Annotated in this window: 12 protein-coding genes and 2 pseudogenes; 6 read left to right on the top strand and 8 right to left on the bottom strand. The window is 59.6% G+C overall.

The window, feature by feature from the left end:
* From EAH74_RS20590 to putP, 4 genes are all read right to left on the bottom strand, one after another.
* Positions 1-2,836, bottom strand: a 2,836-nt coding sequence (locus EAH74_RS20590) for a DUF6531 domain-containing protein (RefSeq protein ID WP_140680742.1), incomplete at its 3' end; no start/stop codon positions are given.
* Complete coding sequence (locus EAH74_RS20585) at positions 2,836-3,573, bottom strand: DUF4123 domain-containing protein (protein ID WP_140680740.1); 738 nt, start codon at positions 3,571-3,573, stop codon at positions 2,836-2,838. The genes EAH74_RS20590 and EAH74_RS20585, both read right to left, overlap by 1 nt.
* The gene (locus tag EAH74_RS20580; RefSeq protein ID WP_140680738.1) at positions 3,563-5,581 is read right to left on the bottom strand and encodes a type VI secretion system tip protein VgrG; all 2,019 of its coding nucleotides are present in this window, start codon (positions 5,579-5,581) and stop codon (positions 3,563-3,565) included. The genes EAH74_RS20585 and EAH74_RS20580 overlap by 11 nt, the downstream gene beginning before the upstream one ends.
* A 368-nt stretch (positions 5,582-5,949) precedes the next feature.
* Positions 5,950-7,434, bottom strand: coding sequence for a sodium/proline symporter PutP (putP, locus tag EAH74_RS20570; RefSeq protein WP_140680736.1), 1,485 nt, complete (start codon positions 7,432-7,434; stop codon positions 5,950-5,952).
* Between the two features lie 462 nt (positions 7,435-7,896).
* Here putP and putA point away from each other — a divergent pair, with 462 nt between their 5' ends.
* Both putA and EAH74_RS20560 read left to right on the top strand, forming a co-directional pair.
* The gene (gene putA / locus EAH74_RS20565; protein WP_140680734.1) at positions 7,897-11,850 is read left to right on the top strand and encodes a trifunctional transcriptional regulator/proline dehydrogenase/L-glutamate gamma-semialdehyde dehydrogenase; all 3,954 of its coding nucleotides are present in this window, start codon (positions 7,897-7,899) and stop codon (positions 11,848-11,850) included.
* Between the two features lie 216 nt (positions 11,851-12,066).
* Complete coding sequence (locus EAH74_RS20560; RefSeq protein ID WP_140680732.1) at positions 12,067-13,869, top strand: acyl-CoA dehydrogenase; 1,803 nt, start codon at positions 12,067-12,069, stop codon at positions 13,867-13,869.
* Positions 13,870-13,986: 117 nt separating this feature from the next.
* On the opposite strand, the gene EAH74_RS33930 is transcribed toward EAH74_RS20560, so the two are convergent.
* The 4 genes and pseudogenes from EAH74_RS33930 to EAH74_RS20545 all read right to left on the bottom strand — a co-directional run bounded on the left by EAH74_RS33930 (position 13,987) and on the right by EAH74_RS20545 (position 16,554).
* A complete protein-coding gene (locus EAH74_RS33930; protein WP_430539792.1) occupies positions 13,987-14,718 on the bottom strand; it encodes a methyl-accepting chemotaxis protein in 732 nt (243 codons plus the stop codon).
* Between the two features lie 135 nt (positions 14,719-14,853).
* A pseudogene (locus EAH74_RS33925) lies at positions 14,854-15,879 on the bottom strand (HAMP domain-containing protein); the annotation flags it as partial.
* A 145-nt stretch (positions 15,880-16,024) separates the two neighbouring features.
* On the bottom strand, positions 16,025-16,327 hold the full coding sequence (locus EAH74_RS20550; RefSeq protein WP_008149648.1) for a cell division protein ZapA: 303 nt from the start codon (positions 16,325-16,327) through the stop codon (positions 16,025-16,027).
* Positions 16,324-16,554, bottom strand: coding sequence for a hypothetical protein (locus EAH74_RS20545; protein WP_123366906.1), 231 nt, complete (start codon positions 16,552-16,554; stop codon positions 16,324-16,326). Before EAH74_RS20545 ends, EAH74_RS20550 begins: the two co-directional genes overlap by 4 nt.
* A 209-nt stretch (positions 16,555-16,763) precedes the next feature.
* Between EAH74_RS20545 and EAH74_RS33920 the strand changes: the two are divergent.
* From EAH74_RS33920 to mscK, 4 genes and pseudogenes are all read left to right on the top strand, one after another.
* A pseudogene (locus EAH74_RS33920) lies at positions 16,764-17,600 on the top strand (MCP four helix bundle domain-containing protein); the annotation flags it as partial.
* Positions 17,583-18,455: a methyl-accepting chemotaxis protein gene (locus EAH74_RS33915; protein WP_371925560.1), complete on the top strand. Its 873-nt coding sequence runs from the start codon at positions 17,583-17,585 to the stop codon at positions 18,453-18,455. The pseudogene EAH74_RS33920 and the gene EAH74_RS33915, both read left to right, overlap by 18 nt.
* Positions 18,456-18,678: 223 nt before the next feature.
* The gene (locus EAH74_RS20535) at positions 18,679-20,421 is read left to right on the top strand and encodes a potassium/proton antiporter (RefSeq protein ID WP_140680726.1); all 1,743 of its coding nucleotides are present in this window, start codon (positions 18,679-18,681) and stop codon (positions 20,419-20,421) included.
* A 34-nt stretch (positions 20,422-20,455) separates the two neighbouring features.
* Positions 20,456-23,806 (top strand): mechanosensitive channel MscK, encoded by a 3,351-nt coding sequence (gene mscK / locus EAH74_RS20530; protein WP_140680724.1) that lies wholly within the window; start codon positions 20,456-20,458, stop codon positions 23,804-23,806.
* The last annotated feature ends 1 nt before the right edge of the window (position 23,807 follow it).

Raw genomic sequence — 23,807 nt, 5'->3', positions numbered from 1 at the left:
TGCGTTGGCCGTCGAATCCGCTTTCCTGTCGGATCAAGCCATTGGACGTGTAGTCCAGGAGATATTTTTCACCGGATTCGTTTTCAATTTCCGTGAGCAACAGCTGGGCGTTGTCGTAGCGGTACTTCAGCTGGGTGCCGTCGGCATTGATGCGGCGGCTGACCAGGTGCAGGTCGTCGACGTATTCGTAGCGGGTGACGCGACCCAGTTCATCGCGTTCGGCGGTGATCTTGCCGTAGGCGTTATAGCTGAACGCGCGGCTGGCGCCTGTGGGAAGCATCGTCTGGATCAGTCGGCCGACGGCATCCCATTGGTACTGGGTAACGGCGCCGTGTTCGTCCTGACGGGTAATCTGCCGCCCCATCGCATCGTAGGAAAACCGCCGCACACCACCATCCGGCAGCGTTTCCTCAACCAACTGCCCCAAGGCGTTCCAGACAAACACATGCCGGCTGGTGTCCGGGTAGCGGATCGACAGCAGCTGACCTTTTTCGTCGTAGTGATAGTGGCTGACATGACCGTCAGGATCGGTCGCTTCGGTGATATCACCCTGGGCGTTGCGCTGATATTTCCACACGGCTTTGCCGCGAAACCGTGCGTGCAGGAAACCGTTGCGATACTCGTAAGCCGTCGGTTCGTCTTCCGGCGGAATCAGCGTGATAAGCCGTCCGACCTCGTCGTAACGGTATTCGGTGACGGCGCCGAGCGGATCCTGCTCAGCAAGCAACCGACCGTTGTCGTCGTAAGCCTTGAGGTGCTCGCCGCCGTCCAGCTCGACCTTGCGCACCAGCCGCGCCCAGTCGTCATGGACGTAAACCTCTTCGCTGCCATCGATGTTCTGAACGGTGACGCTGCCCTCGTCATCCCAGACGTAACGCGCGTCCATCTGCGCAAACGACGCCCAGTGTCGGATGCATCGGGCCGCCTTGCCGGACCGCTCCCACTCCCAGAAGAAACTCGCCCCACCGGTCAGTTGCCGCTGCAGGATGACGTGCTGATCGTCGTAGTCGTAGCGCTCGCTTTCGCCGGCGGCATTGGTTGCTGCAATCAGTTGATCGCGTTCGTCGTAGCTGTAACTGACCAGTGTCTGCTCGGTGTGCCAAGCCTCGTCGAGGGTCTGGGCCGGGACAAAAACCTGATAGTCGACGGCGACCAAATGGCTGCGGTCATAGCGCAAGCGCAAGGCACGGCCGGCGCCATTGTCGAGGCGGTTGATGCGGTCTTGCCGGTCGCGGGTGATGCGCAGGCGGTTGTCGTAAGCGTCGCTGATGGTCGTCAGCCGACCGTTTTGAAAGTGATAGAAGCGCGCATCGTCGCCAGCCTGGGCGAGTATCAATTCTTCGGGTTGATCGCCCAGATAAATCGCCGCCCGCGACAGGCTGTTGTGGATCGCCGGGCGTTCACTGTTTGGCAGCGGGAAAGTGGTGCGACGGTTTTCGTGGTCGATCCAGATGACAGTGTCGCCGTCGATTTCCAGGCGATGGGCGAGGCTGTGACTCCAGCCGAACCCGAGGCCGATATCGATCTCGGCGGCGCTGGTGCGATAGAGCCGGGTGAAGTCGAACGGCAGGATGCCGTCCAGCGCACCGTCGGTCAGCGTGAGCAGTTCTTCGCCGGTGACCATCGACACCGGGCATTTATTGGTCGCGGTTCTATCAACGGAATCGGCGCTGTCGCCGTTGGGGTTTTTCGCCTGATCCGGGGCGTTGTCGTGGTGTTCGTCTTTTTTCAGCGTGGTGTTGCGCCTGGCATCCCACCGCAGCTGCATGCGGCCTTTTTTCATACCGGCCGCGATGCCTCGGGCAGCGACTTTTTTGTAGCGGTCGACGTAGCTGATGAAGCTGTTGATGATCGTGAAAATCGCTTTGACGAGGCGCAGAACAGCGCTGAGTAATTGCGCAGCTCGATTAGCCAGCCGCATCGTCAAATAGGCGATACCGGCCCCTGCTGCAGCGAACGTCAGAACGATGCCAATCAGGATGTCGATCAACAGCTGCACCACCACCGTCGACACGGCTTCGGCAGTTTTGCCGGCGATCTCGCCGGGCGGCAGCATGTCCAACCAGAGGCTGGCGGTGCGTAACAGCAGGCACAGCGCCGCTTCGTCACTGGCTAGCAGCTGGGCTTTTTCCATGACATCGGGGGCGGTTTGCGCGAGGTTCTTCAGCTCTGTGGCGCTCTCGCCCAACCGCTCACCAAACTTCCCGGGATCCTTGAGGATGTCCGAAAGCAGGCCGATGCCGTCCCACACGCCCTCGATCGCCGCCCAACTTCCCGCGAGCAATCCATTGCCTACAGCAACCGAAGAAGATTCCGACCACTTCGGCTTAAACGACTTCCATTCATCACGCAGCCACTTCTCAAGTTCCTTCGTCAGCCCGTTGTAGGAAGAGAAAAGATCTTCAACGTGCTGCGGTGTGACTTCGTTGTGGACATGAATGCGGTAGAACTTGCCCTCGTCCCCCTTGAACGTCCCTTTGCCATTTTCATCAAGCGTGACAAGCGTCGTCTCTCCGCTCTCAAGCGCAATCACATCTACCTGAATATTCCCCACGGGGATGTCATAAACCGATTCAAACTTGCTCTCTATCTCTAGCTTTCCACCCTTTGGGCACTGCACCACGGAGGAGAGAAAATCGTCGTCGCCACTGCTCACCGCTGTGCTGGTGCTGCCGAATCGAATGATCCGTTCCATGCCCATCAACGAAGGCAAATCAGCCGCGTGACTGGCCTTGTCCGCCGCCCGACTGAACCAGTGCTTCAACTGTTCGCGATAAAGAGAAAGGGTGCTTGGGAAACTGTCGAGCTCCTGCTCGATACGCACAATCTGATCCATCAGTTCAGCTCCGCCATCAGGTAGTCCACCAAGGCTGTTTTGGGTGCTTGAGGCAGGTCCGGTGTTTCAAGAAAGATCGCAACCTTGTGGCGCAAGACGCTTTCGGAAAACGCCTCAAAAAGATCAGGGCGCTCCTCGCTAAGCCACTTCACCAAGTTGTTGATGCGGGTTGTTGCGGACTCTTCGGCGAGGTGTTTGAGCAGCGATTCGGAAACTTCCCACCATGGAAAAACACGAGAAGTTTTCAGCGCATTACCGCCGATTTCGACCGACTGGCCATTGATCAAACAGCGCCCGATCACCGGCATCAGCTGCATAGCGTTGACCTCGGCCGACCGAAGAATCGGCAGCAAATAACGCCCGTCCCAGAAGCGGAAAAACACCGCATTACCGTTTGGCAAAAGGACATGAGTGAGGGAGCGAAGATGCTCGATCAACACCTCCTGAGGGGCAGAAGAAATCGCCAGCCAACCCCAGTCGCGAAACTCGGTGTTGGCAACCCACTGCAGAAACTCACTGCCAGCAGCGACGATTCCGACATAGGGCATTACCGGTTCCCACTCGGCGTAAGCGGTGTCAGCCCAGATCGGACTGGGCGCTTGAGCGGCAATCGAACGCTGCCAGGCTTTGAACGGTTCAGCGCCGCTCGCGTTGCTGAAAACCGCGAACAACTGCTCGGAAGGTTTGAGCGGTTGGCGATCCAACCAGGCGTGGGGTGACAAGGCATCAGGCTGCACAGACACCCTCCTTGCAGCGCTCACATTCCTCACAGAACGGCGCGTCGCTTTTCAGGCTCAGAATCTGTGCGGCACTTAGCAGTGCCGCCGGGACGGCGGCGAGTTTCAACGGCGTATCCGGCAAGGACGGTGCGGCTGCCATGGCCGGCATCAACGCGCCGCCGACCTGAATCGGTACGCTGCTGAAGATCCCTCCCGGCCCAATGTTGATCCACTGCCCGCCCGCCTGAATCGTCGCACTGGACCCTCCGTCGATCACCACTTGCTGACCGGCGCGGACATGGAATTGTTGACTGGCATTCAGCGCCTGGCTGGTCACCCGAATGTGTCGGTCACCGACCACCACCAGGTGATCATCCAGTTTCACTTCGGTCTGGCGCTGGCCATGGGTGATGCGCTGCTCGTCGGCCTTCAGCTCATGGCGAGCGGTGCCGGTGACGACGATGCTGCGGGCGTTATCAACCTGCACTTGTTGATCATTCAGTACGTGTTGGGTCCAATTTCGCTGGGCGCGCAGGTAGATTTCCTCGGCGCCTTTGCGATCTTCGATGCGCAATTCGTTGTAACCGCCACCACCGGGACTGCTCTGGCTGCGGAAAATGCTACGGGTTTTGTCAGCGGGAAGATCGAGCGGCACTGGGGTTGCGGCGTTAGGCAGGCAACCCATCACCAGCGGTTTGTCGGCATCGGCGTCGACGAATCCCACCAGCACTTCCATGCCGACTCGCGGGATCATCACGCTGCCATAACGGTCGTGCGCCCAGCCGGTGGCGACGCGCAGCCAGCAACTGGAGTGTTCATCGAGCTGACCGTCACGGTCCCAGGCGAGCTGAACCTTGACTCGACCGAACTCGTCGCAATGGATTTCACTGTCGGTCGGGCCGGTGACCACGGCAGGTTGATAGCCGAGCATGCGTGGTTTTTCCGGCCCGAGTGGAGGGCGAAACGAAACGTCCCACGGTGTTGCCAGAAAGGTATTGCGATAGCCCTGGAAATCATCCGGACTGTCGCTGGTAACCGACTCTTCCAGCACTTGCGGCTGGCGGCCACGGTGTTCGATTTCGGTGATCAACCACAGGTCATTCCATGCCAGACGCGGATGCTCGGCCAGGTGTAGGAAATGCCCGCTGACCAATGCCGATTCGTCGCCACGACCTTCGGCCTGACGGAAGTCGGCGTTGTGGCGTTCGAGTGCTCGTTGGGCCAGATGCTTGCCGTGTTCGCGGTCGGTGAATTGGCCCGGGAAGTGGTAATCCTCGAGTACCGGTCGCAGCTCGCTGTCGAGGCGGCTTTCAAGTTGCAGGCGAGGTTTTTTGAAGTCGTAGTCGCGACGGGTTACCGCTGTCGTCCGGGTTTCCAGTCGCACGTTGAAACGTTTGATGGCCGGCGCATCCGCCGCCATTCCGCTGCCCGGCAGGTATAGCGTCGGCTCGGGCAGACGAGGAAAAACCGTCTGGTCATCACCAAACACCAACAGATGCCCGTCGAGGCTGTGCTGAAAGTGGTAGTGAATGCCGATCTCGGCACTCAGCCGCTGGATGAACGCCAGATCGCTTTCGGCGTATTGCACGCAGTACTCACGCGGGGAGTAATCGCTGCCGAGCCGGAACTCGAAGGCATCGCGCTGGATGCCGTGGTCCTTGAGGACCTGCGTGATGATCGCCGGCACGCTTTTGTGCTGGAAGATCCGCTGATTGATGCGCTGACCAAGGTAGGCCAGTCGCGGTACGAGACTGATTTGGTAGCCCGTCAGGCGTTGGCCGGAATCGCTTTGGCCAACGCGAAAAATCTGACCATGAATGCCGGAACCCTGCGCATCAAAACTCAGAAATGCCTGACGATGCAGCAGGCTTTCAAGCTCGATGTCGGGCCGTTCGCTGACCAGTTCCAGGTCAAAACGGTAGGGCTGGCTGATGGCTTCCGTGCCCGTGAACTCAAGTACCTTGAGCTCATTCTGGACGCCGTCGATCGTCAACGTGAAACGCGGTTGATTGGCAGGAGCGAACATCCGATGTGTCTCTGCAGAATGAAGGCGGGCGATTCTGCATGAGCGACAAGGGGCATTGATGGAGGGACAGGGAAATCAGATTTGTCCTGCTTTTTTAGAGATTTCTCCTTCACCAATCGGCGTATATGGCTACAGACATTTCCCTCAAAACCACCACCAACCCCTGTGGGAGCGAGCCTGCTCGCGAATGCGGTTGTTCATTCAACATTGATGTCGACTGACTCGACGCCATCGCGAGCAGGCTCGCTCCCACAGGGGACCTTCAACATCTCAGGTCTGGCGCCAAACCAAAAAAAAACGGCCCGCCTCCATAAGGAAGCGGGCCGTTTTCATGTTCGACGAAAGATCAGAGCCTTAGCTCATCCCGATCACTTGTTCAGGCGGAAATCTGCCTCGGCAGCCGCAAAGCGCTGGAGCATGCCGTGAGTCGGCTCGCCCAGTTTGCTGACGATGTAGATCGCCAGGCTGGCGAAGATGAAGCCCGGGATGATTTCGTACAGGCCCAGCAGTTCGAAGTGTTTCCACACGATCACGGTGATCGCGCCGACCAGGATGCCGGCCAGTGCGCCGTTGCGGGTCATGTCTTTCCAGATCACGGAGATCAGGACAACCGGACCGAACGCAGCACCGAAACCGGCCCATGCGTAGCTGACCAGACCCAGTACACGGTTTTCCGGGTTAGCAGCCAGAGCGATAGCGATCAAGGCAACCAGCAGCACCATGGCACGACCGACCCAGACCAACTCGACCTGGGAAGCGGTTTTACGCAGGAAGGTTTTGTAGAAGTCTTCGGTCAGGGCGCTCGAGCACACCAGCAATTGGCAGCTCAGAGTGCTCATCACCGCAGCCAGAATGGCCGACAGCAGCACACCAGCGACCCATGGGTTGAACAGGATCTTGGCCAGTTCGATGAACACACGTTCGTGGTTTTCGCTCACTGGCATGGCCACGGCAGGGTTTGCCGAGAAGTAGGCAATACCGAAGAAGCCGACAGCCACGGTGCCGCCCAGGCACAGGATCATCCAGGTCATGGAGATGCGACGTGCTTTGGCAATCGACTTGACCGAATCCGCGGCCATGAAACGCGCCAGGATGTGCGGCTGGCCGAAGTAGCCCAGGCCCCAGCCCATCAGCGAAATCACGCCGATGAAGGTGGTGTTTTTCAGCATGTCGAAGTTGCTTGGGTCTTGCGCTTCGATCGCCAGGAACGTGGTGTCGATGCCGCCAGTGGCCAGCAGCACAATGATCGGCGTCAGCAACAGGGCGAAGATCATCAGCGTGGCTTGTACGGTGTCAGTCCAACTCACTGCCAGGAAACCGCCAACGAAGGTGTAGGCAATCGTCGCCGCAGCACCGGCCCACAGCGCCGTCTCGTAGGACATGCCGAAGGTGCTTTCAAACAGACGGGCGCCAGCCACGATGCCGGAAGCGCAGTAAATGGTGAAGAACACCAGGATCACGACGGCGGAGATGATCCGCAGCAGGCCGCTTTTGTCTTCGAAACGGCTGGAGAAGTAATCCGGCAGGGTCAGCGCATCACCGTTGTGCTCGGTCTGCACGCGCAGACGGCCAGCAACGAACAGCCAGTTCAGGTAAGCACCGATGATCAAACCGATGGCGATCCAGCTTTCGGAGAGACCGGACATGTAGATAGCGCCCGGCAGGCCCATCAACAACCAGCCGCTCATGTCGGAGGCGCCGGCGGACAATGCAGTCACGACGCTGCCCAGGCTGCGACCGCCCAGAATGTAGTCAGAAAGGTTGTTGGTGGAGCGATAGGCCATGAAGCCGATCAGCACCATTGCTGCGATGTAGATCACGAACGTGATCAAGGTTGGATTGCTTACGCTCATTAAGTGTCGCCCTGGCTTTGTTTTTATGTAGCGGCGGCTGGTGAACCGCGCACAAACGATGACGTTTGACAGACGATTCGGGATCCCGCGCATTTATGACTGATGTTTCCCCAGGAAAGCCATCAGCCGGTGCACCGGTCTTTTATGACCGGTTGCACCTTGGGCGCGAATGCTATTCAACAAAGCAAATAAGGTGCAACCCATTTTTTGAGAATAAGTTGCACCTAGTCGGATTTACCTGAAAAAGCCCTGTTTTTGCTCCCTTTTAGCGCAGTCCTGGGGGTTTACTAGAAGCAAAAGCACCAAGCAGGAGCGGTACGTTTGTACCGGAATTTATTTCCTGACGAGCTGCGTATTATTCCGACAAAAAAAGGGTTGCACCCGGTTGCACCTCGACGATTGCACGGCTAATCTTGCCGCCAGCTGATGCCACGCGGTCGTGGCAAACATGAGGATAAAAATATGGCTACCACCACCCTTGGGGTCAAACTTGACGACCCGACCCGCGAGCGCCTCAAGGCTGCCGCGACCTCGATTGATCGCACGCCGCACTGGCTGATCAAGCAGGCAATTTTCAATTACCTGGAAAAACTCGAGGGTGGTGCAACCCTGACCGAGCTGAGCGGTTTGATCAGCAAAGATGCTGACGACGCTGGCGAAGTCCATGCCGACCACGCGCACCAGTGCTTCCTCGAATTCGCCGAAAGCATCCTGCCGCAATCGGTGCTGCGCGCTTCGATCACCGCCGCTTACCGTCGCCCTGAGCCGGAAGTGGTGCCGATGCTGATCGAGCAGGCTCGCCTGCCGATCGCCATGGCCGAAGCCACCAACAAGCTGGCCGCCTCGATTGCCGAAAAACTGCGCAATCAGAAGAGCGCCGGCGGCCGTGCCGGAATTGTTCAGGGCCTATTGCAGGAGTTTTCCCTGTCGTCCCAGGAAGGCGTGGCGCTGATGTGCCTGGCCGAAGCGCTGCTGCGCATCCCGGACAAAGGCACGCGTGACGCACTGATCCGCGACAAGATCAGCACCGGCAACTGGCACCCGCACTTGGGCAACAGCCCGTCGTTGTTCGTCAACGCCGCCACGTGGGGCTTGCTGCTGACCGGCAAACTGGTCGCCACCCACAACGAAGCCGGCCTGACTTCGTCCTTGAGCCGCATCATCGGCAAGAGCGGCGAGCCGATGATCCGCAAAGGCGTCGACATGGCCATGCGCCTGATGGGCGAGCAGTTCGTGACCGGCGAAACCATCGCCGAAGCCCTGGCCAACGCCAGCAAGTTCGAAGCCAAGGGCTTCCGCTATTCCTACGACATGCTGGGTGAAGCCGCACTCACCGAGCACGACGCCCAGAAATACCTGGCCTCGTACGAACAAGCCATTCACTCGATCGGCAAAGCGTCCCATGGTCGTGGGATTTATGAAGGTCCTGGCATTTCGATCAAGCTGTCGGCCCTGCACCCGCGTTACAGCCGTGCCCAGTACGAGCGCGTGATGGACGAGCTGTACCCGCGTCTGCTGTCGCTGACCTTGCTGGCCAAGCAATACGACATCGGCCTGAATATCGACGCCGAAGAAGCTGACCGTCTCGAGCTGTCGCTGGATCTGCTCGAGCGCCTGTGCTTCGAGCCGCAACTGACCGGCTGGAACGGCATCGGTTTCGTGATCCAGGCGTACCAAAAGCGTTGCCCGTACGTGATCGACTACGTGATTGACCTGGCTCGCCGCAGCCGTCACCGCCTGATGATCCGCCTGGTAAAAGGCGCGTACTGGGACAGCGAAATCAAGCGCGCCCAGGTCGAAGGCCTGGAAGGCTACCCGGTCTATACCCGCAAGGTGTACACCGACGTTTCCTACATCGCCTGCGCCCGCAAACTGCTGTCGGTGCCGGAAGTCATCTACCCGCAGTTCGCCACGCACAACGCCCACACCCTGTCGGCCATTTACCACATTGCCGGTCAGAACTATTACCCCGGCCAGTACGAGTTCCAGTGCCTGCACGGCATGGGCGAACCGTTGTACGAACAGGTTGTAGGTAAAGTTTCCGAAGGCAAGCTGAACCGTCCGTGCCGCGTGTACGCTCCGGTCGGGACTCACGAGACACTGCTGGCCTACCTGGTACGTCGCCTGCTGGAAAACGGTGCGAACACCTCGTTCGTCAACCGCATCGCCGACCAGTCTATTTCGATCCAGGAGCTGGTGGCCGATCCAGTGGCCAGCATCGAGCAGATGGCGACGCTGGAAGGCGGCTTCGGCCTGCCGCACCCGCGTATCCCGCTGCCGCGTGATCTTTATGGTGCCGAGCGCGCCAACTCCAGCGGCATCGACATGGCCAACGAACATCGTCTGGCTTCCCTGTCCTGCGCCCTGCTGGCCACCGCTCATAACCACTGGAAAGCCGCGCCGATGCTCGGTTGCGCCTCCAGCACCGAAACCCCTGCGCCAGTCCTGAACCCGTCGGATCTGCGTGACGTGGTCGGTCATGTGCAGGAAGCGACTGTCGAAGACGTCGACAACGCGATCCAGTGCGCCCTGAACGCTGCACCGATCTGGCAGGCCACTCCGCCCGCCGAGCGTGCCGCGATTCTGGAACGTGCCGCCGATTTGATGGAAGGCGAGATCCAGCCGCTGATGGGCCTGCTGGCTCGCGAAGCCGGCAAGACCTTTGCCAACGCCATCGCCGAAGTGCGTGAAGCCGTGGACTTCCTGCGTTATTACGCGGTGCAGGCGCGCAACGATTTCACCAACGACGCCCACCGCCCATTGGGTCCGGTGGTGTGCATCAGCCCGTGGAACTTCCCGCTGGCAATCTTCAGCGGCCAAGTCGCTGCGGCATTGGCTGCCGGTAACCCGGTACTGGCCAAACCTGCGGAACAAACTCCACTGGTGGCTGCTCAAGCCGTGCGTTTGCTGCTCGAAGCCGGGATTCCGGAAGGCGTGCTGCAACTGCTACCGGGCCGTGGCGAAACCGTCGGTGCCCGCTTGGTCGGCGACGATCGGGTCAAAGGCGTGATGTTCACCGGCTCCACCGAAGTCGCTCGTTTGCTGCAACGCAACGTCGCCGGGCGCCTGGATGCTCAAGGTCGCCCGATTCCGCTGATCGCCGAAACCGGTGGCCAGAACGCGATGATCGTCGACTCCTCGGCACTGACCGAACAGGTTGTGATTGACGTGGTGTCCTCGGCCTTCGACAGCGCCGGTCAACGTTGCTCGGCCCTGCGCGTGTTGTGCCTGCAGGAAGATTCCGCTGACCGTGTCATCGAAATGCTCAAAGGTGCCATGGCGGAATGCCGTCTCGGCAACCCGGAGCGCCTGTCCGTAGACATCGGCCCGGTGATCGACGCCGAAGCCAAGGCCGGCATCGAGAAACACATCCAGGGCATGCGTGACAAAGGTCGCAGCGTGTACCAGGTGGCGATTGCCAACACCGAAGAAGTCAAACGCGGCACCTTCGTGATGCCGACGCTGATCGAACTGGAAAGCTTCGACGAGCTGCAACGGGAGATCTTCGGCCCGGTGCTGCACGTGGTTCGCTACAAGCGCAAAGACATCGATCAACTGATCGGTCAGATCAACGCTTCCGGCTACGGCCTGACCTTGGGCGTGCACACTCGCATCGACGAGACCATCGCCAAGGTGATCGACAACGTCAACGCCGGTAACGTCTACGTGAACCGCAACATCGTCGGTGCCGTGGTTGGTGTACAACCTTTCGGCGGCGAAGGCTTGTCGGGCACCGGTCCGAAGGCCGGGGGTCCGCTGTACCTGTACCGTCTACTGTCGACGCGTCCTACGGATGCGATCGAACAATCCTTCGCTCGCGGTGATGCCATCGCGGCACCGGACGTTCGTCTGCGTGATGCCATGAGCAAACCGCTGAAAGCCCTGCAAGCCTGGGCTGACAGCAACAAGTTTGCCGGCTTGAGCACCCTGTGCGTGCAGTTCGCGGCGCAATCGCAAAGCGGGATCACCCGTGTTCTGGCGGGCCCGACCGGCGAACGAAACAGCTACGCCATCCTGCCGCGCGAACACGTGCTGTGCCTGGCGGAAGTTGAAGGCGATCTGCTGACGCAACTGGCGGCGGTATTGGCCGTCGGCGGTTCGGCGGTATGGCCGGAAGCTGAATTGACCAAGGCCGTGTTCGCACGTCTGCCGAAGGAAGTTCAGGCGAAGATCAAACTGGTCTCCGACTGGAGCAAGGACGAAGTGCTGTTTGATGCGGTTCTGCATCACGGCCATTCCGATCAGCTGCGTGCGGTCTGCCAGCAAGTGGCCAAGCGTGCCGGGGCGATTGTTGGGGTTCATGGCTTGTCGCAAGGCGAGACCAACATTGCGTTGGAGCGCCTGGTGATTGAGCGGGCGTTGAGTGTTAACACTGCTGCGGCGGGTGGTAATGCGAGCTTGATGACCATTGGTTAAACAGAAATAGGACCGGGCATCCGCAATGGATGCCCGGGCTTTAAAAGCAAGATCAAAAGATCGCAGCCTTCGGCAGCTCCTACAGGGGATCGTGTTTCTCTGTAGGAGCTGCCGAAGGCTGCGATCTTTTGCTTCTCCATCACCAAGATCAATCATCCTGTTCACCCCGCCCTTCCCACGCCTAGACTCGGCCCATTCCAAAAAAGGTAGGCCGCCATGTCCGAGACGTTGCTCAGTTCCCGCAATCTGGCTTTCGAGCTGTATGAAGTCCTCGATGCCGAGGGCCTGACCCAGCGTGAGCGTTTCGCCGAGCACAACCGCGAGACCTTCGACGCCGCCATCGGCACCGCCCGCAACATCGCCGAGAAGTTCTTCGCCCCGCACAATCGCAAGGGTGACGAGAACGAGCCGCGCTATGAGGACGGTCAGGCAATTCTGATTCCGGAAGTGAAACCAGCGGTGGATGCCTTCCTTGAAGCCGGTTTCCTCAACGCTGCGCGCAGTTTCGATGCGGGCGGCATGCAACTTCCTACGCTGCTGTCCCAAGCCTGCTTCGCACATTTTCAATCGGCCAACGCGGCGTCGACCTCTTATCCGTTCCTGACCATGGGCGCGGCGAACCTGATCGAAAGTTTCGGCACCGAGGAGCAGAAACAGCGCTTCCTGCAACCGATGATTGACGGTCGTTTCTTCGGCACCATGGCGCTGACCGAACCGCATGCCGGCTCGTCGCTGTCGGATATTCGTACCCGCGCAGAGCCTGCTTCTGACGGCACGTATCGACTCAAGGGCAACAAGATCTTTATTTCTGGCGGTGATCACCCGCTGTCGGAAAACATCGTGCATATGGTGCTGGCCAAGCTGCCGGATGCACCGGCCGGAGTGAAAGGGATTTCGCTGTTCATCGTGCCCAAGTTTCTGGTCAACGATGACGGCAGTCTGGGCAAACGTAACGACGTGCTTCTGGCCGGCTTGTTCCACAAGATGGGCTGGCGCGGCACCACCTCCACCGCGCTGAATTTCGGCGATAACGGTGAGTGTGTCGGCTATCTGGTGGGCAAGCCGCACCACGGCCTTAGCTACATGTTCCAGATGATGAACGAGGCGCGGATCGGCGTCGGCATGGGCGCGGTAATGCTCGGTTACGCCGGGTATTTGTATTCCCTGGAATACGCCCGCGAGCGTCCGCAAGGTCGCGTGCCAGACAGCAAGGACCCGAACACCGCGCCGGTAGCGATCATTCAGCACGCCGACGTCAAACGCATGTTGCTGACTCAGAAAGCCTACGTCGAAGGCTCGTTCGACCTTGGGTTGTACGCGGCGCGACTGTTTGACGACACCACGACGCTTGAGACTGAAGCCGAGCGCAAGCAGGCCCATGAGCTGCTGGATTTGCTCACGCCAATCGTCAAATCCTGGCCGTCGGAGTTTTGTCTGAAGGCCAACGAACTGGCGATCCAGATCCTCGGCGGCCACGGCTACACTCGCGAATACCCGGTGGAGCAGTATTACCGCGACAACCGCCTGAACCCGATCCACGAAGGGACTCACGGTATTCAATCGCTGGACTTGCTGGGCCGCAAACTGGCGCAGAACGGTGGTGCGGGGCTCAAGCAATTGATCCGTCTGATCGCCGATACCGCCGAGCGCGCTCACGCGTATGAATCGTTAACCGCGTTGCGTGAGCCGCTGGAGAAACTGGTGGCGCGGCTGCAAACGGTGACTATTGGTTTGCTGACGGATTTGGGGCAAGGCAAGGTTAATAGCAGCCTGGCGAACTCGGCGCTGTACCTGAAAGTGTTCGGGCACACGGTGATTGGCTGGCGCTGGTTGGAGCAGGCGATTCGCGCTGAGGAAGGGCTGGCCAAAGGGAATGTGGCGGATGTGAGCTTCTATAAGGGCAAGTTGCAGGCGGCGCGGTATTTTCTGACGTGGGAAGTGCCGGGTTGCCACCATGAACTGGCGATTCTTGAGGCTCGGGATGATGTGTGCCTTGGGATGCAGGATGAGTGGTTTTGATCAGCAGTAGATCGGTGTAACGGCCACAAAAAAGATCGCAGCCTTCGGCAGCTCCTACATGAGAATGCGTTTCCCTGTAGGAGCTGCCGCAGGCTGCGATCTTTTGATCTTGAGCTTTTAGCTCAGACGAAACCCACCCATCTGCCGCGCCAAATCATCCGCCAACCGCTGCAACGTCTGACAGTCTTCACGGCAAGCTCTGACCTCCCCTGCCGTCTCCCGAGCCAGATCAGAAATCCCCTGCACATTGCGGTTGATTTCTTCCGTCACCGCCGACTGCTCTTCCGTCGCCGCCGCCACCTGATGGTTCATGTCGCTGATGCGCTCCACCTGGCCGGTAATCGCCGTCAACGACGCCCCGGTGCGTTGGCTCGATTCGACACCCGTGCCGGTCGCCGCTTGCCCGGAATGCATCGACGACACCGCGTTCTCCGCGCCTTGCTTGAGGCTGCCAATCATCTGCTGAATCTCATCAGTCGACGATTGCGTGCGCCGCGCCAACGTCCGCACTTCATCCGCCACGACCGCAAACCCACGCCCCATGTCCCCGGCCCGCGCCGCTTCGATGGCCGCGTTGAGCGCCAGCAAATTGGTCTGCTCGGAAATCCCGCGAATCACTGCCAGCACCTGATCGATGGACGCCACCTGATGGGCCAACTCGCCCACCGCACTGGCAGCGAGGCCGATTTCATCGGACATGCTTTCAATATGCCGGATCGACCCGCCCACCACTTCCCGCGCCTGCATCGCCTCATCGCGGGCAGTTTGCGAAGCCACCGCTGCATTGCCGGCGTTCTGGGCGATTTCCTGCACTGTCAGGCCCATTTCATGAACGGCGGTGGCGACCATGTCGGTCATTTCCTGCTGGCGGCCGGAGCGTTCTGCGGTGTTGTCCACCACCCGCGCCACCTGGCCGACTGCCGTGCGTAAACGCTCGCTGGTGGTCAGCACTTCGCCGATCATGTCGCGCTGGCTTTCCAGGAATCGATTGAAGCCGCGAGCCAGGTCACCCAGTTCATCGGCGCGACTGGAATCTAACCCGTGGGTCAAATCTCCACCACCGCTACCGATGGCTACCAGCGCCGCTGTTACCTGACGGATCGGCCGCACCAATCCACGGGCCAACAACACCACCAGCATCAGGCAAACCAGCGCCACCACCAGGCCGATGCCGCTGCTCATCCACATCGCGCGGCGGGCTTCAGCGTAGATCTGCGACTGCGGCACTTCGGCCACCAGGGTCCAACCCAAGTCCCGCAAGGGCAGACTCAATGCCAGAAAATCTTCACCCTCGCGCTCGAAGCTGCTGTGGGTGGCAGCTTGTTGTCCCATGACCGCTTGCGCTGCCGGGGCGCCAATCTGTTCGGCCAAGGAGCGTTTGCCGCTGAACTGCGCCTCGGGGTGAACCTGGATCAAACCGTCGGAACGCACGAGATAGACCCTGCCGCGCTCACCGAAGTTGAAGTTGTGGATCAGCTCCGACAGCTCTTTCATGCTCAGGCCGAGCCCGGCAACGCCCACGACTTTGCCGGCTTGCTCGACCTTGAGGTCGATGAACAGCGCCAACTCTCCGGTCGCGGTGTCATTGTCGATATTGAGGGTGCGCGGCTGATTGCTGTCGAGAAACGAATAGAACCAGGCGTCTTTGGGGTTGGAACGGCTGAGGGTCCGGTCCAGGCCTTTTTCCGTGAAGTAGTGGTTGGAAGCAGTGCCGACGATCAGCGCGGTAAAGGCTTTGTGCTCGGCGCGGATGCCTTCCAGATAGGTGACGAAGGTGTTGGTCTGGGCACTGTTTTCACTCCCGGCCAGCCAGTCGCGCACCATGCTATTGCTGGCGATGTCCTTGGCGGCGGTGAGGGGTTGAACGAGGATTCGCTCGATGTCGTTGCGCATCGCTTCGATGCTCGACGGTAGCGCTTGTTCGACCAGATAGCGCTCGGCGAGACGGTTGACCACGAGGGTATAAATGCCAACCACGATCAGAATACTGACCAGCAGGGCGGTGCCCATGCTCAGGATCAACTGCCATTGAATACTGCGTCGCCAGAACTGCATGGAGCACCCCCAAAGAATAAGAGGCTGAAACACTGCAACAGCCGTGCCGATTGTATACAACGCAATCGACAATTTATTCTTTGGTTGTGCGCAAAGCCGATCAGGCCTGATTGATCGTCTTGGAGATCACTTCAACCGTGGCGCTGACTTGCTCTTGGTAACGGTCGAGTTCCTGCTTGTGCTGTTTTTGCATTTCGATCTGCTGGGAGCACAGATTCATCGCGGCCAATACCAACAAGCGGTCACCGATCAGCGTCGGGTACTTCCTTTTGGTGTCGGCCAGCGCAGCCTTCAGCATTAATGCGGCGTCCAGCAGGGTTTGCTCTTCCCCGGCCGGCGCCTTGATCGAATAGTCCTCCCCCAGGATCGAGACGACTTTTACCCCTGCGGCGCCGTGATTCATGCGCTGACTGGGCCGGCGCTAACGCGCTCAACCAGGGCCTGAATGCGCGCCGCGGTGGCACCTTGTTTCTCTTCCTGTTCCATCAGGTTCAGCTGCAGGCTTTCGTTTTCATCCTTGGCCTGGGCCAGTTCTGCGCTCAGGGTTTGGTTAGTGCCGAGCAGGGTCTGGTTCTGTTGCACCAAGTCGCTGACCAGCTGTTCCAATTGGCTTAGGGATGCTTCCAACATTTTGATTTTCCAAGCATTTTCAAGGGGCGCGTACGATAAAGAAAAGTCACCACGGATGCCAGGGTTATTGGGGCGCAAGGCCTTGATTTTCCTGGCGGGCGACCTTCCTCGCGAACTTTAAAGACTGTGAATGGCGAATCTGGTTCCTGCACTTCGTCGCCGGAGCCTTTGTGCGACAAAAACGCGCAGGGCCTCAAGACTTTAGTCGTATGACCGATAAGTCACCCATACGTCAGTCTCAGCGCCGCACGGATGCGCTCTTTTTGGTAAACACCATGTCCCTTCGTAATATGAATATCGCACCGCGAGCGTTCCTCGGTTTTGCCCTGATTGGCGGCCTGATGCTGATTCTGGGTGTGTTTGCCTTGAACCAGATGAGCAAGATTCGCGCGGCCGGTGAAGACATCACCTTGAGCAGCGTGCCGAGCATCAAAAGCCTCGACGAGTTCACGCAACTCACCCTGCGCCTGCGGGTGTTGTCCTACCGTTTGCTGGTGAACCGCGAGCCGGACGTCCAGCAAAAGACCATGGATCTGCTGGAAACCCGCAATCAGCAGATTCGTGCCGCTCAGGCGACTTACGAAAAACTGATCACAAACCCGCAGGAGCGTTCGGCCTACGACCAGTACGTGCAGTTGCTCGGCCAGTACCGTCAGATCGAAGACCGGATGAAGACCCTGTCGCGCAACAATCAGGTCGATGAATTGCGCACCCTGCTCAACACCGATTTGCTGACCAACTCCGAAGCGGTGAACACCGTGTTGAACCGTTTGCTGGAGATCAATACTCAGCAGACCCTCGACACCAATCAGCAAGCCGAAGACCAGTACTCCTCGGCCTTCAACCTGGTGGTCACCCTGCTGGTGATCGCGACCGGCCTGACCCTGCTTTTCGCCTGGTTGCTGACCAACAGCATCACCAAGCCGATCGCCAACGCCCTGAGCGCTGCCGAAGAAATTGCCGAAGGCAACCTGACCCGCCCGATCACCGTAGACGGTGAGGACGAAGCCGGCCGCTTGCTGCTGGCCATGTCGAAGATGCAGGACAAGCTGCGCGACACCCTGCAACGGATTTCCGGTTCCGCCACGCAACTGGCGTCCGCCGCTGAAGAGCTCAACAGTGTCACCGACGAAAGCGCCCGTGGCCTGACCCAGCAGAACAACGAAATCGAACAAGCCGCCACCGCGGTCAACGAAATGACCAGCGCCGTGGAAGAAGTCGCGCGCAATGCCGTCAGCACGTCCGAAGCCTCGAAAAACGCCACCACCTCCGCCGGTGATGGCCGTGACCTGGTGCAGGAAACCGTCAGCGCCATCGAACGCATGAGCGCCGATGTGCAGAGCACCGCGACACTGATTGGCGACCTGGCCAACGAGTCCCGTGACATCGGTAAAGTGCTGGACGTGATTCGCGGCCTGGCTGACCAGACCAACTTGCTGGCATTGAACGCGGCCATCGAAGCGGCCCGTGCCGGTGAGGCCGGTCGTGGTTTCGCCGTGGTAGCGGATGAGGTCCGTGCCCTCGCGCATCGCACCCAGCAGTCGACCAGCGAAATCGAACGCATGATCGGCAGCATCCAGAGCGGTACCGAGCACGCGGTGGATTCGATGCGCAACAGTACCGAGCGTGCTGAATCGACCTTGAACATCGCCCGTGGTGCAGGCATGTCGCTCGACACTATTAATAGCGCCATCGTCGAAATCAACGAACGCAACCTGGTAATCGCCAGCGCTGCCGAAGAGCAGGCACAGGTGGCCCGCGAAGTGGACCGCAATCTGGTGAATATTCGTGATCTGTCGGTGCAGTCGGCGACCGGGGCTAACCAGACCAGTGCCGCGAGCAATGAGCTGTCGCGATTGGCGCTGGACCTGAACAACATGGTTGGGCGGTTTAGCCTCTAAACAAAGATCGCGTCACTGCCGAAAAGATCGCAGCCTCGTTTCACTCGACAGCTCCTACAGGTTTACGCGGATCCTTTGTAGGAGCTGTCGAGTGAAGCGAGGCTGCGATCTTTTGATCTGCAAAAGCTTTTTGACAGCATCACATTTCAACAGGTTAGAATCGCTGGCACGCAGACTGCATGGTCAGTTTGCGCCCGCCTTTCAGCTTTCTGGAGTACTGCCTTTGAATGCGACGACCATCAACAGCCTGTTCTTGATCGGCGCGTTGCTGGTAGGTGCAAGCATTCTGGTGAGCTCACTTTCATCGCGCCTTGGTATCCCGATTCTGGTGATCATCCTCGCGGTGGGCATGTCAGCCGGCGTCGATGGCGCCGGCATTATTTTCGATAACTACCCAACGGCTTATCTGGTCGGCAACCTCGCCCTGGCAGTCATCCTGCTCGACGGCGGCTTGCGCACCCGGGTTTCCAGCTTCCGCGTGGCGTTATGGCCGGCGCTGTCGCTGGCGACGGTCGGGGTGTTGATCACCACCGGGCTGACCGGCATGGCCGCCGCGTGGCTGTTCAACCTGAACCTGATTCAGGGCCTGCTGATCGGCGCTATCGTCGGTTCCACCGACGCCGCGGCGGTGTTCTCGCTGCTCGGCGGCAAAGGCCTGAACGAACGGGTCACCGCCAGCCTCGAGATCGAGTCCGGCAGCAACGACCCGATGGCGGTGTTCCTCACCGTGACCCTGATCGACATGCTTGCCAGCGGCCAGACCGGCCTGCATTGGAGCCTGCTCGGGCACTTGATGCGTGAGTTCGGTATCGGTGCTGTCATCGGCCTGGGCGGCGGCTGGCTCATGCTGCAACTGGTCAACCGTATCCACTTGGCCACCGGCCTTTATCCGATCCTGGTCATTGCTGGCGGATTGGTCGTGTTTGCCCTGACCAACGCCTTGCACGGCAGCGGCTTTTTGGCGGTTTACCTGTGCGGCCTGGTCATCGGCAACCGCCCGGTGCGCAGCCGCCACGGCATTTTGCACATGCTCGATGGCATGGCCTGGCTGGCGCAAATCGGCATGTTCCTGGTGCTGGGGCTGCTGGTGACGCCCCACGACTTGTTGCCGATTGCCCTGCCCGCTCTGGGCCTGGCGCTGTGGATGATTCTGTTTGCCCGGCCGTTGTCGGTGATGGTCGGTCTGCTGCCGTTCAAGGCGTTCCATGGGCGCGAGAAGGCGTTCATTTCCTGGGTTGGGTTACGCGGCGCGGTCCCGATCATTCTGGCGGTGTTCCCGCTGATGGCCGGCCTTCCCAACGCCCAGCTCTATTTCAACCTCGCCTTCTTTATCGTGTTGGTGTCGCTGCTGGTGCAGGGCACGAGCCTGCCGTGGGTGGCAAAGCTTTTGAAAGTGACCGTTCCGCCGGAGCCGGCGCCAATCTCCCGCGCAGCCCTGGAAGTGCACGTCACCAGTGAGTGGGAGCTGTTCGTTTATCGCCTCGGTGCCGAGAAATGGTGCATCGGCTCGCCCCTTCGCGAACTGAAAATGCCCGAAGGCACCCGCATTGCAGCCCTGTTTCGTGGCCAGCAACTGCTCCACCCGTCGGGTAGTACGGTGCTCGAAGTCGACGATTTGCTGTGCGTAATCGGCCATGAACACAATCTTCCGGCCCTCGGAAAACTCTTCAGTCAGGCACCGCAACGGGGCCTCGATTTGCGCTTCTTCGGCGATTTCGTACTCGAAGGAGACGCCCAGCTGGCTGCGGTTGCGGCGCTTTACGGGTTGAAAGTGGAAGGCATCGATCCGGACATGTCGCTCGGCCATTTCATTGCCCATAAAGTGGGCGGTGCGCCCGTCGTCGGTGACCAGGTGGAGTGGAACAACACCATTTGGACCGTCGCGGTCATGGAGGGGAACAAGATCGGTAAAGTGGGCGTCAGATTCCCCGAAGGAAGTCGCCCCGGTCCGGGCTTGTTCCTCTAAACTCCATTCTTCGTCTCGTTTTCGATCGGTCTCTATGTCAACCCTGCGCACCTTTTTCATCATGGCCCTGCTGGGCTTGAGTCTTTCTGTCGGTACATTGCAAGCGGCCGAACCGCCGTCCAGCGAAGCCGTGCAGGCGAACCTGGACAAGATCGCCGAACGCAAACTGCCGGAAGCCGATCAGAAAGCCCTGCAGAGCATCCTGCAAAGCACGCTGACACAGCTCAACAACAAGCGTGATTACGAGCAGAAACTGGCCGATCTCAAGCAGCAACTGGCCAACGCCCCAAAGCAGAACATCGAGAACCAGCGAGAACTGGCCAAGCTCAAAGCCTCCAAAGTGCTGCCAGTACCGCAGCGCTATGCCAAAGAGCCTATTCAGCAACTGGAGCAGATGCTCACCGAGCGCTCCACCCAGCAAAGCGATCTGCAGAAAGCCCTGGCTGACGCCAACAGTCTGGTGATTACCGCCCAGACCCGCCCCGAGCGCGCACAGGCCGAAATTTCCACCAGCCAGACACGCATCCAGCAGATCAACAACATCCTCAAGGTCGGCAAAGACGCCGGCAAGACCTTGACCCCTGAGCAACGCGACCTGCTCAACGCCGAACTCGCGGCACTGAACGCCCTGATCCCGTTGCGTCGCCAGGAACTGGCCGGCAACAATCAACTGCAGGACTTGGGCAACAGCCAGCATGACTTGCTCTCGGAAAAATCCGACCGTCTGGATCAGGAAATCCAGGAGCTGCAAAACCTGATCAACCAGAAGCGCCTGGCCCAGTCCCAGGAGACGGTGACGCAGCAATCCATCGAAGCGCAAAAGTCCGGCGGCAGCACCCTGCTGGCTACCGAAAGCGCGGCCAACCTGAAACTCTCGGACTATCTGCTCAAAAGCACCGACCGCCTCAACGAAGTCACCCAGCAGAACCTGCAGACCAAGCAGCAACTGGACAACGTGACCCAGAGCGATTCGGCGCTGGACGAGCAGATCAACGTGCTCAAGGGCAGCCTGTTGCTCTCCAAGATTCTCTACAAACAGAAACAGTCCCTGCCACGCCTCAGGCTCGACCGTGACCTGGCCGACCAGATCGCCGACATTCGCCTCTATCAATTCGAAGTCAGCCAGCAACGGGAACTGCTCAGCAACCCGGCGACCTACGTCGACAACCTGCTGTCGACTCAGCCTCCCGAGCAAGTCACCCCGCAACTGCGCAAGAGCCTGCTGGAACTGGCCACGACCCGCGCCGACCTGCTGGAGCGGCTGAACCGCGAACTCAGCGCGGTGCTCAACGAATCCATCACGTTGCAGCTCAATCAGAAGCAACTGCTCAGCACCGCGCAAAGCCTGCGGGCGACCCTCGATGAGCAGATGTTCTGGATTCCCAGCAACAAACCGCTGGACCCGGAGTGGATGCGCGCCGTGCCGGAGCGCCTGGAACGTCAGGTCACCACGCTGCCGTGGGCTTCCAGCCTGAGCGAATTAAGTGACGGCCTGACCCAACGGCCGCTGCTGTTCCTGCCCCTGGCGCTGTTGATCGGTGCCCTGCTGTGGCGGCGTAAAAGCCTGTATGCCCGACTGAGCAAGGTTCACCAGGACATCGGCCACTTTAAACGCGACAGCCAGTGGCACACGCCGCAGGCAATCCTGATCAACATTCTGCTGGCGATGCCGGTCTCCCTGGGCCTGGCCTTGTGTGGCCTGGCCTTGCAAATCGACGCCCGCGGACAGAACGCGAACATGGGCGCGGCGCTGCTGCAAATGGCCCAGGCCTGGTTAGTGTTCTACACCGCTTACCGGATCCTCGCGCCGGGCGGCGTGGCCGAACTGCATTTCCGCTGGGAAAAACCTCAGGTCGAATTCCTGCAGGGCTGGGTCCGTCGACTCGGGCTGGTGGTCATGGCGTTGGTCGCGGTGGTGGCAGTCGCCGAGCTGCAACCCGCGACCCTGGCCGATGACGTACTCGGCATGCCGGTGGTGCTGACCTGCTATGCGTTGATGGCCTGGCTGCTCAGCCGCCTGCTGATCAGCAGCCCGACTCACCAGAACGCTTCGCTGTTCCGCAAGTCCGTGGGGATCCTGTTCACCGTCCTGCCGGTCGCGTTGTTCGTGGCGGTGTGCTTTGGCTACTACTACACCGCGCTGAAGCTCAGTGACCGGTTGATCAACACCCTTTACCTGCTGATGTTCTGGCTGGTGATCGAGGCCACCTTCGTGCGCGGCCTCAGCGTTGCGGCACGCCGTCTGGCCTACCAGCGCGCCCTGGCCAAACGCCAGGCTGCGAAAGAGGCCGGTGACGGTGAAGCGGTGATCGAAGAGCCAACGCTGGATATCGAGAAGGTCAACGAACAGTCCCTGCGCCTGATCCGCCTGGCACTGCTTGGCGGTTTCATCGCGGCGCTGTACTGGGTCTGGTCGGACCTGATCTCTGTGTTCTCGTACCTGGATAACGTCACCCTCTACGAATACACCAGCGGCACCGGCGCCAACATGAGCATGGTGCCGATCAGCATTGGCGACATGCTCGGCGCGCTGATCATCATCGGCATCACCTTCGCCCTTGCGCGTAACTTGCCGGGGTTGCTGGAAGTGTTGGTGCTGTCAAAGCTGAACCTGGCTCAGGGCAGTGCCTATGCCACCACCACCTTGCTGTCTTACGTGATCGCTGGCGTCGGTTTCGTCTCGACCCTGTCGACACTCGGCGTGAGTTGGGACAAGTTGCAATGGCTGGTGGCGGCACTGTCGGTGGGTCTCGGTTTCGGGATGCAGGAAATCTTCGCGAACTTCATCTCCGGGATCATGATCCTGTTCGAACGTCCGGTGCGGATTGGCGACACCATCACCATTGGTAACCTGTCCGGTACGGTGAGCAAGATCCGCATCCGCGCCACGACCATCACCGACTTCGACCGCAAGGACATCATCGTCCCGAACAAGACATTCATCACCGGGCAACTGATCAACTGGTCCCTGACCGACACCATCACCCGAGTGACCCTCAAGCTCGGTGTCGATTACGGCTCGGACCTGGACCTGGTCAAGGAGTTGCTGCTCAAAGCCGCGCGCGATAACCCGCGAGTGCTGAAAGACCCGGAACCCCACGTGTACTTCCTGAATTTCGGCGAAAGCACCCTCGACCACGAGCTGCGCATGCATGTGCGTGACCTCGGTGACCGAAACCCTGTGCTGGATGAGGTCAACCGCTTCATCAATCGCGAGTTCAAGAAACAGCACATCAACATCTCGTTCCGGCAGATGGAGGTTTACCTCAAGAATCTTCAGGGCCAGGAATACAAAATGGTGCCCATCGAGCCGGAAACCAAGACCATCGTTCCCATGGCCGATGGCAAACCTGTGCAAGAGCCGCCGGCCGCCAAGCTCGACTAAG

It is taken from the genome of Pseudomonas mandelii (genome assembly GCF_006438925.1).
GTDB classification, from domain to species: domain Bacteria; phylum Pseudomonadota; class Gammaproteobacteria; order Pseudomonadales; family Pseudomonadaceae; genus Aquipseudomonas; species Aquipseudomonas mandelii_C.
This window is presented reverse-complemented; position numbering and strand designations above follow the sequence as displayed.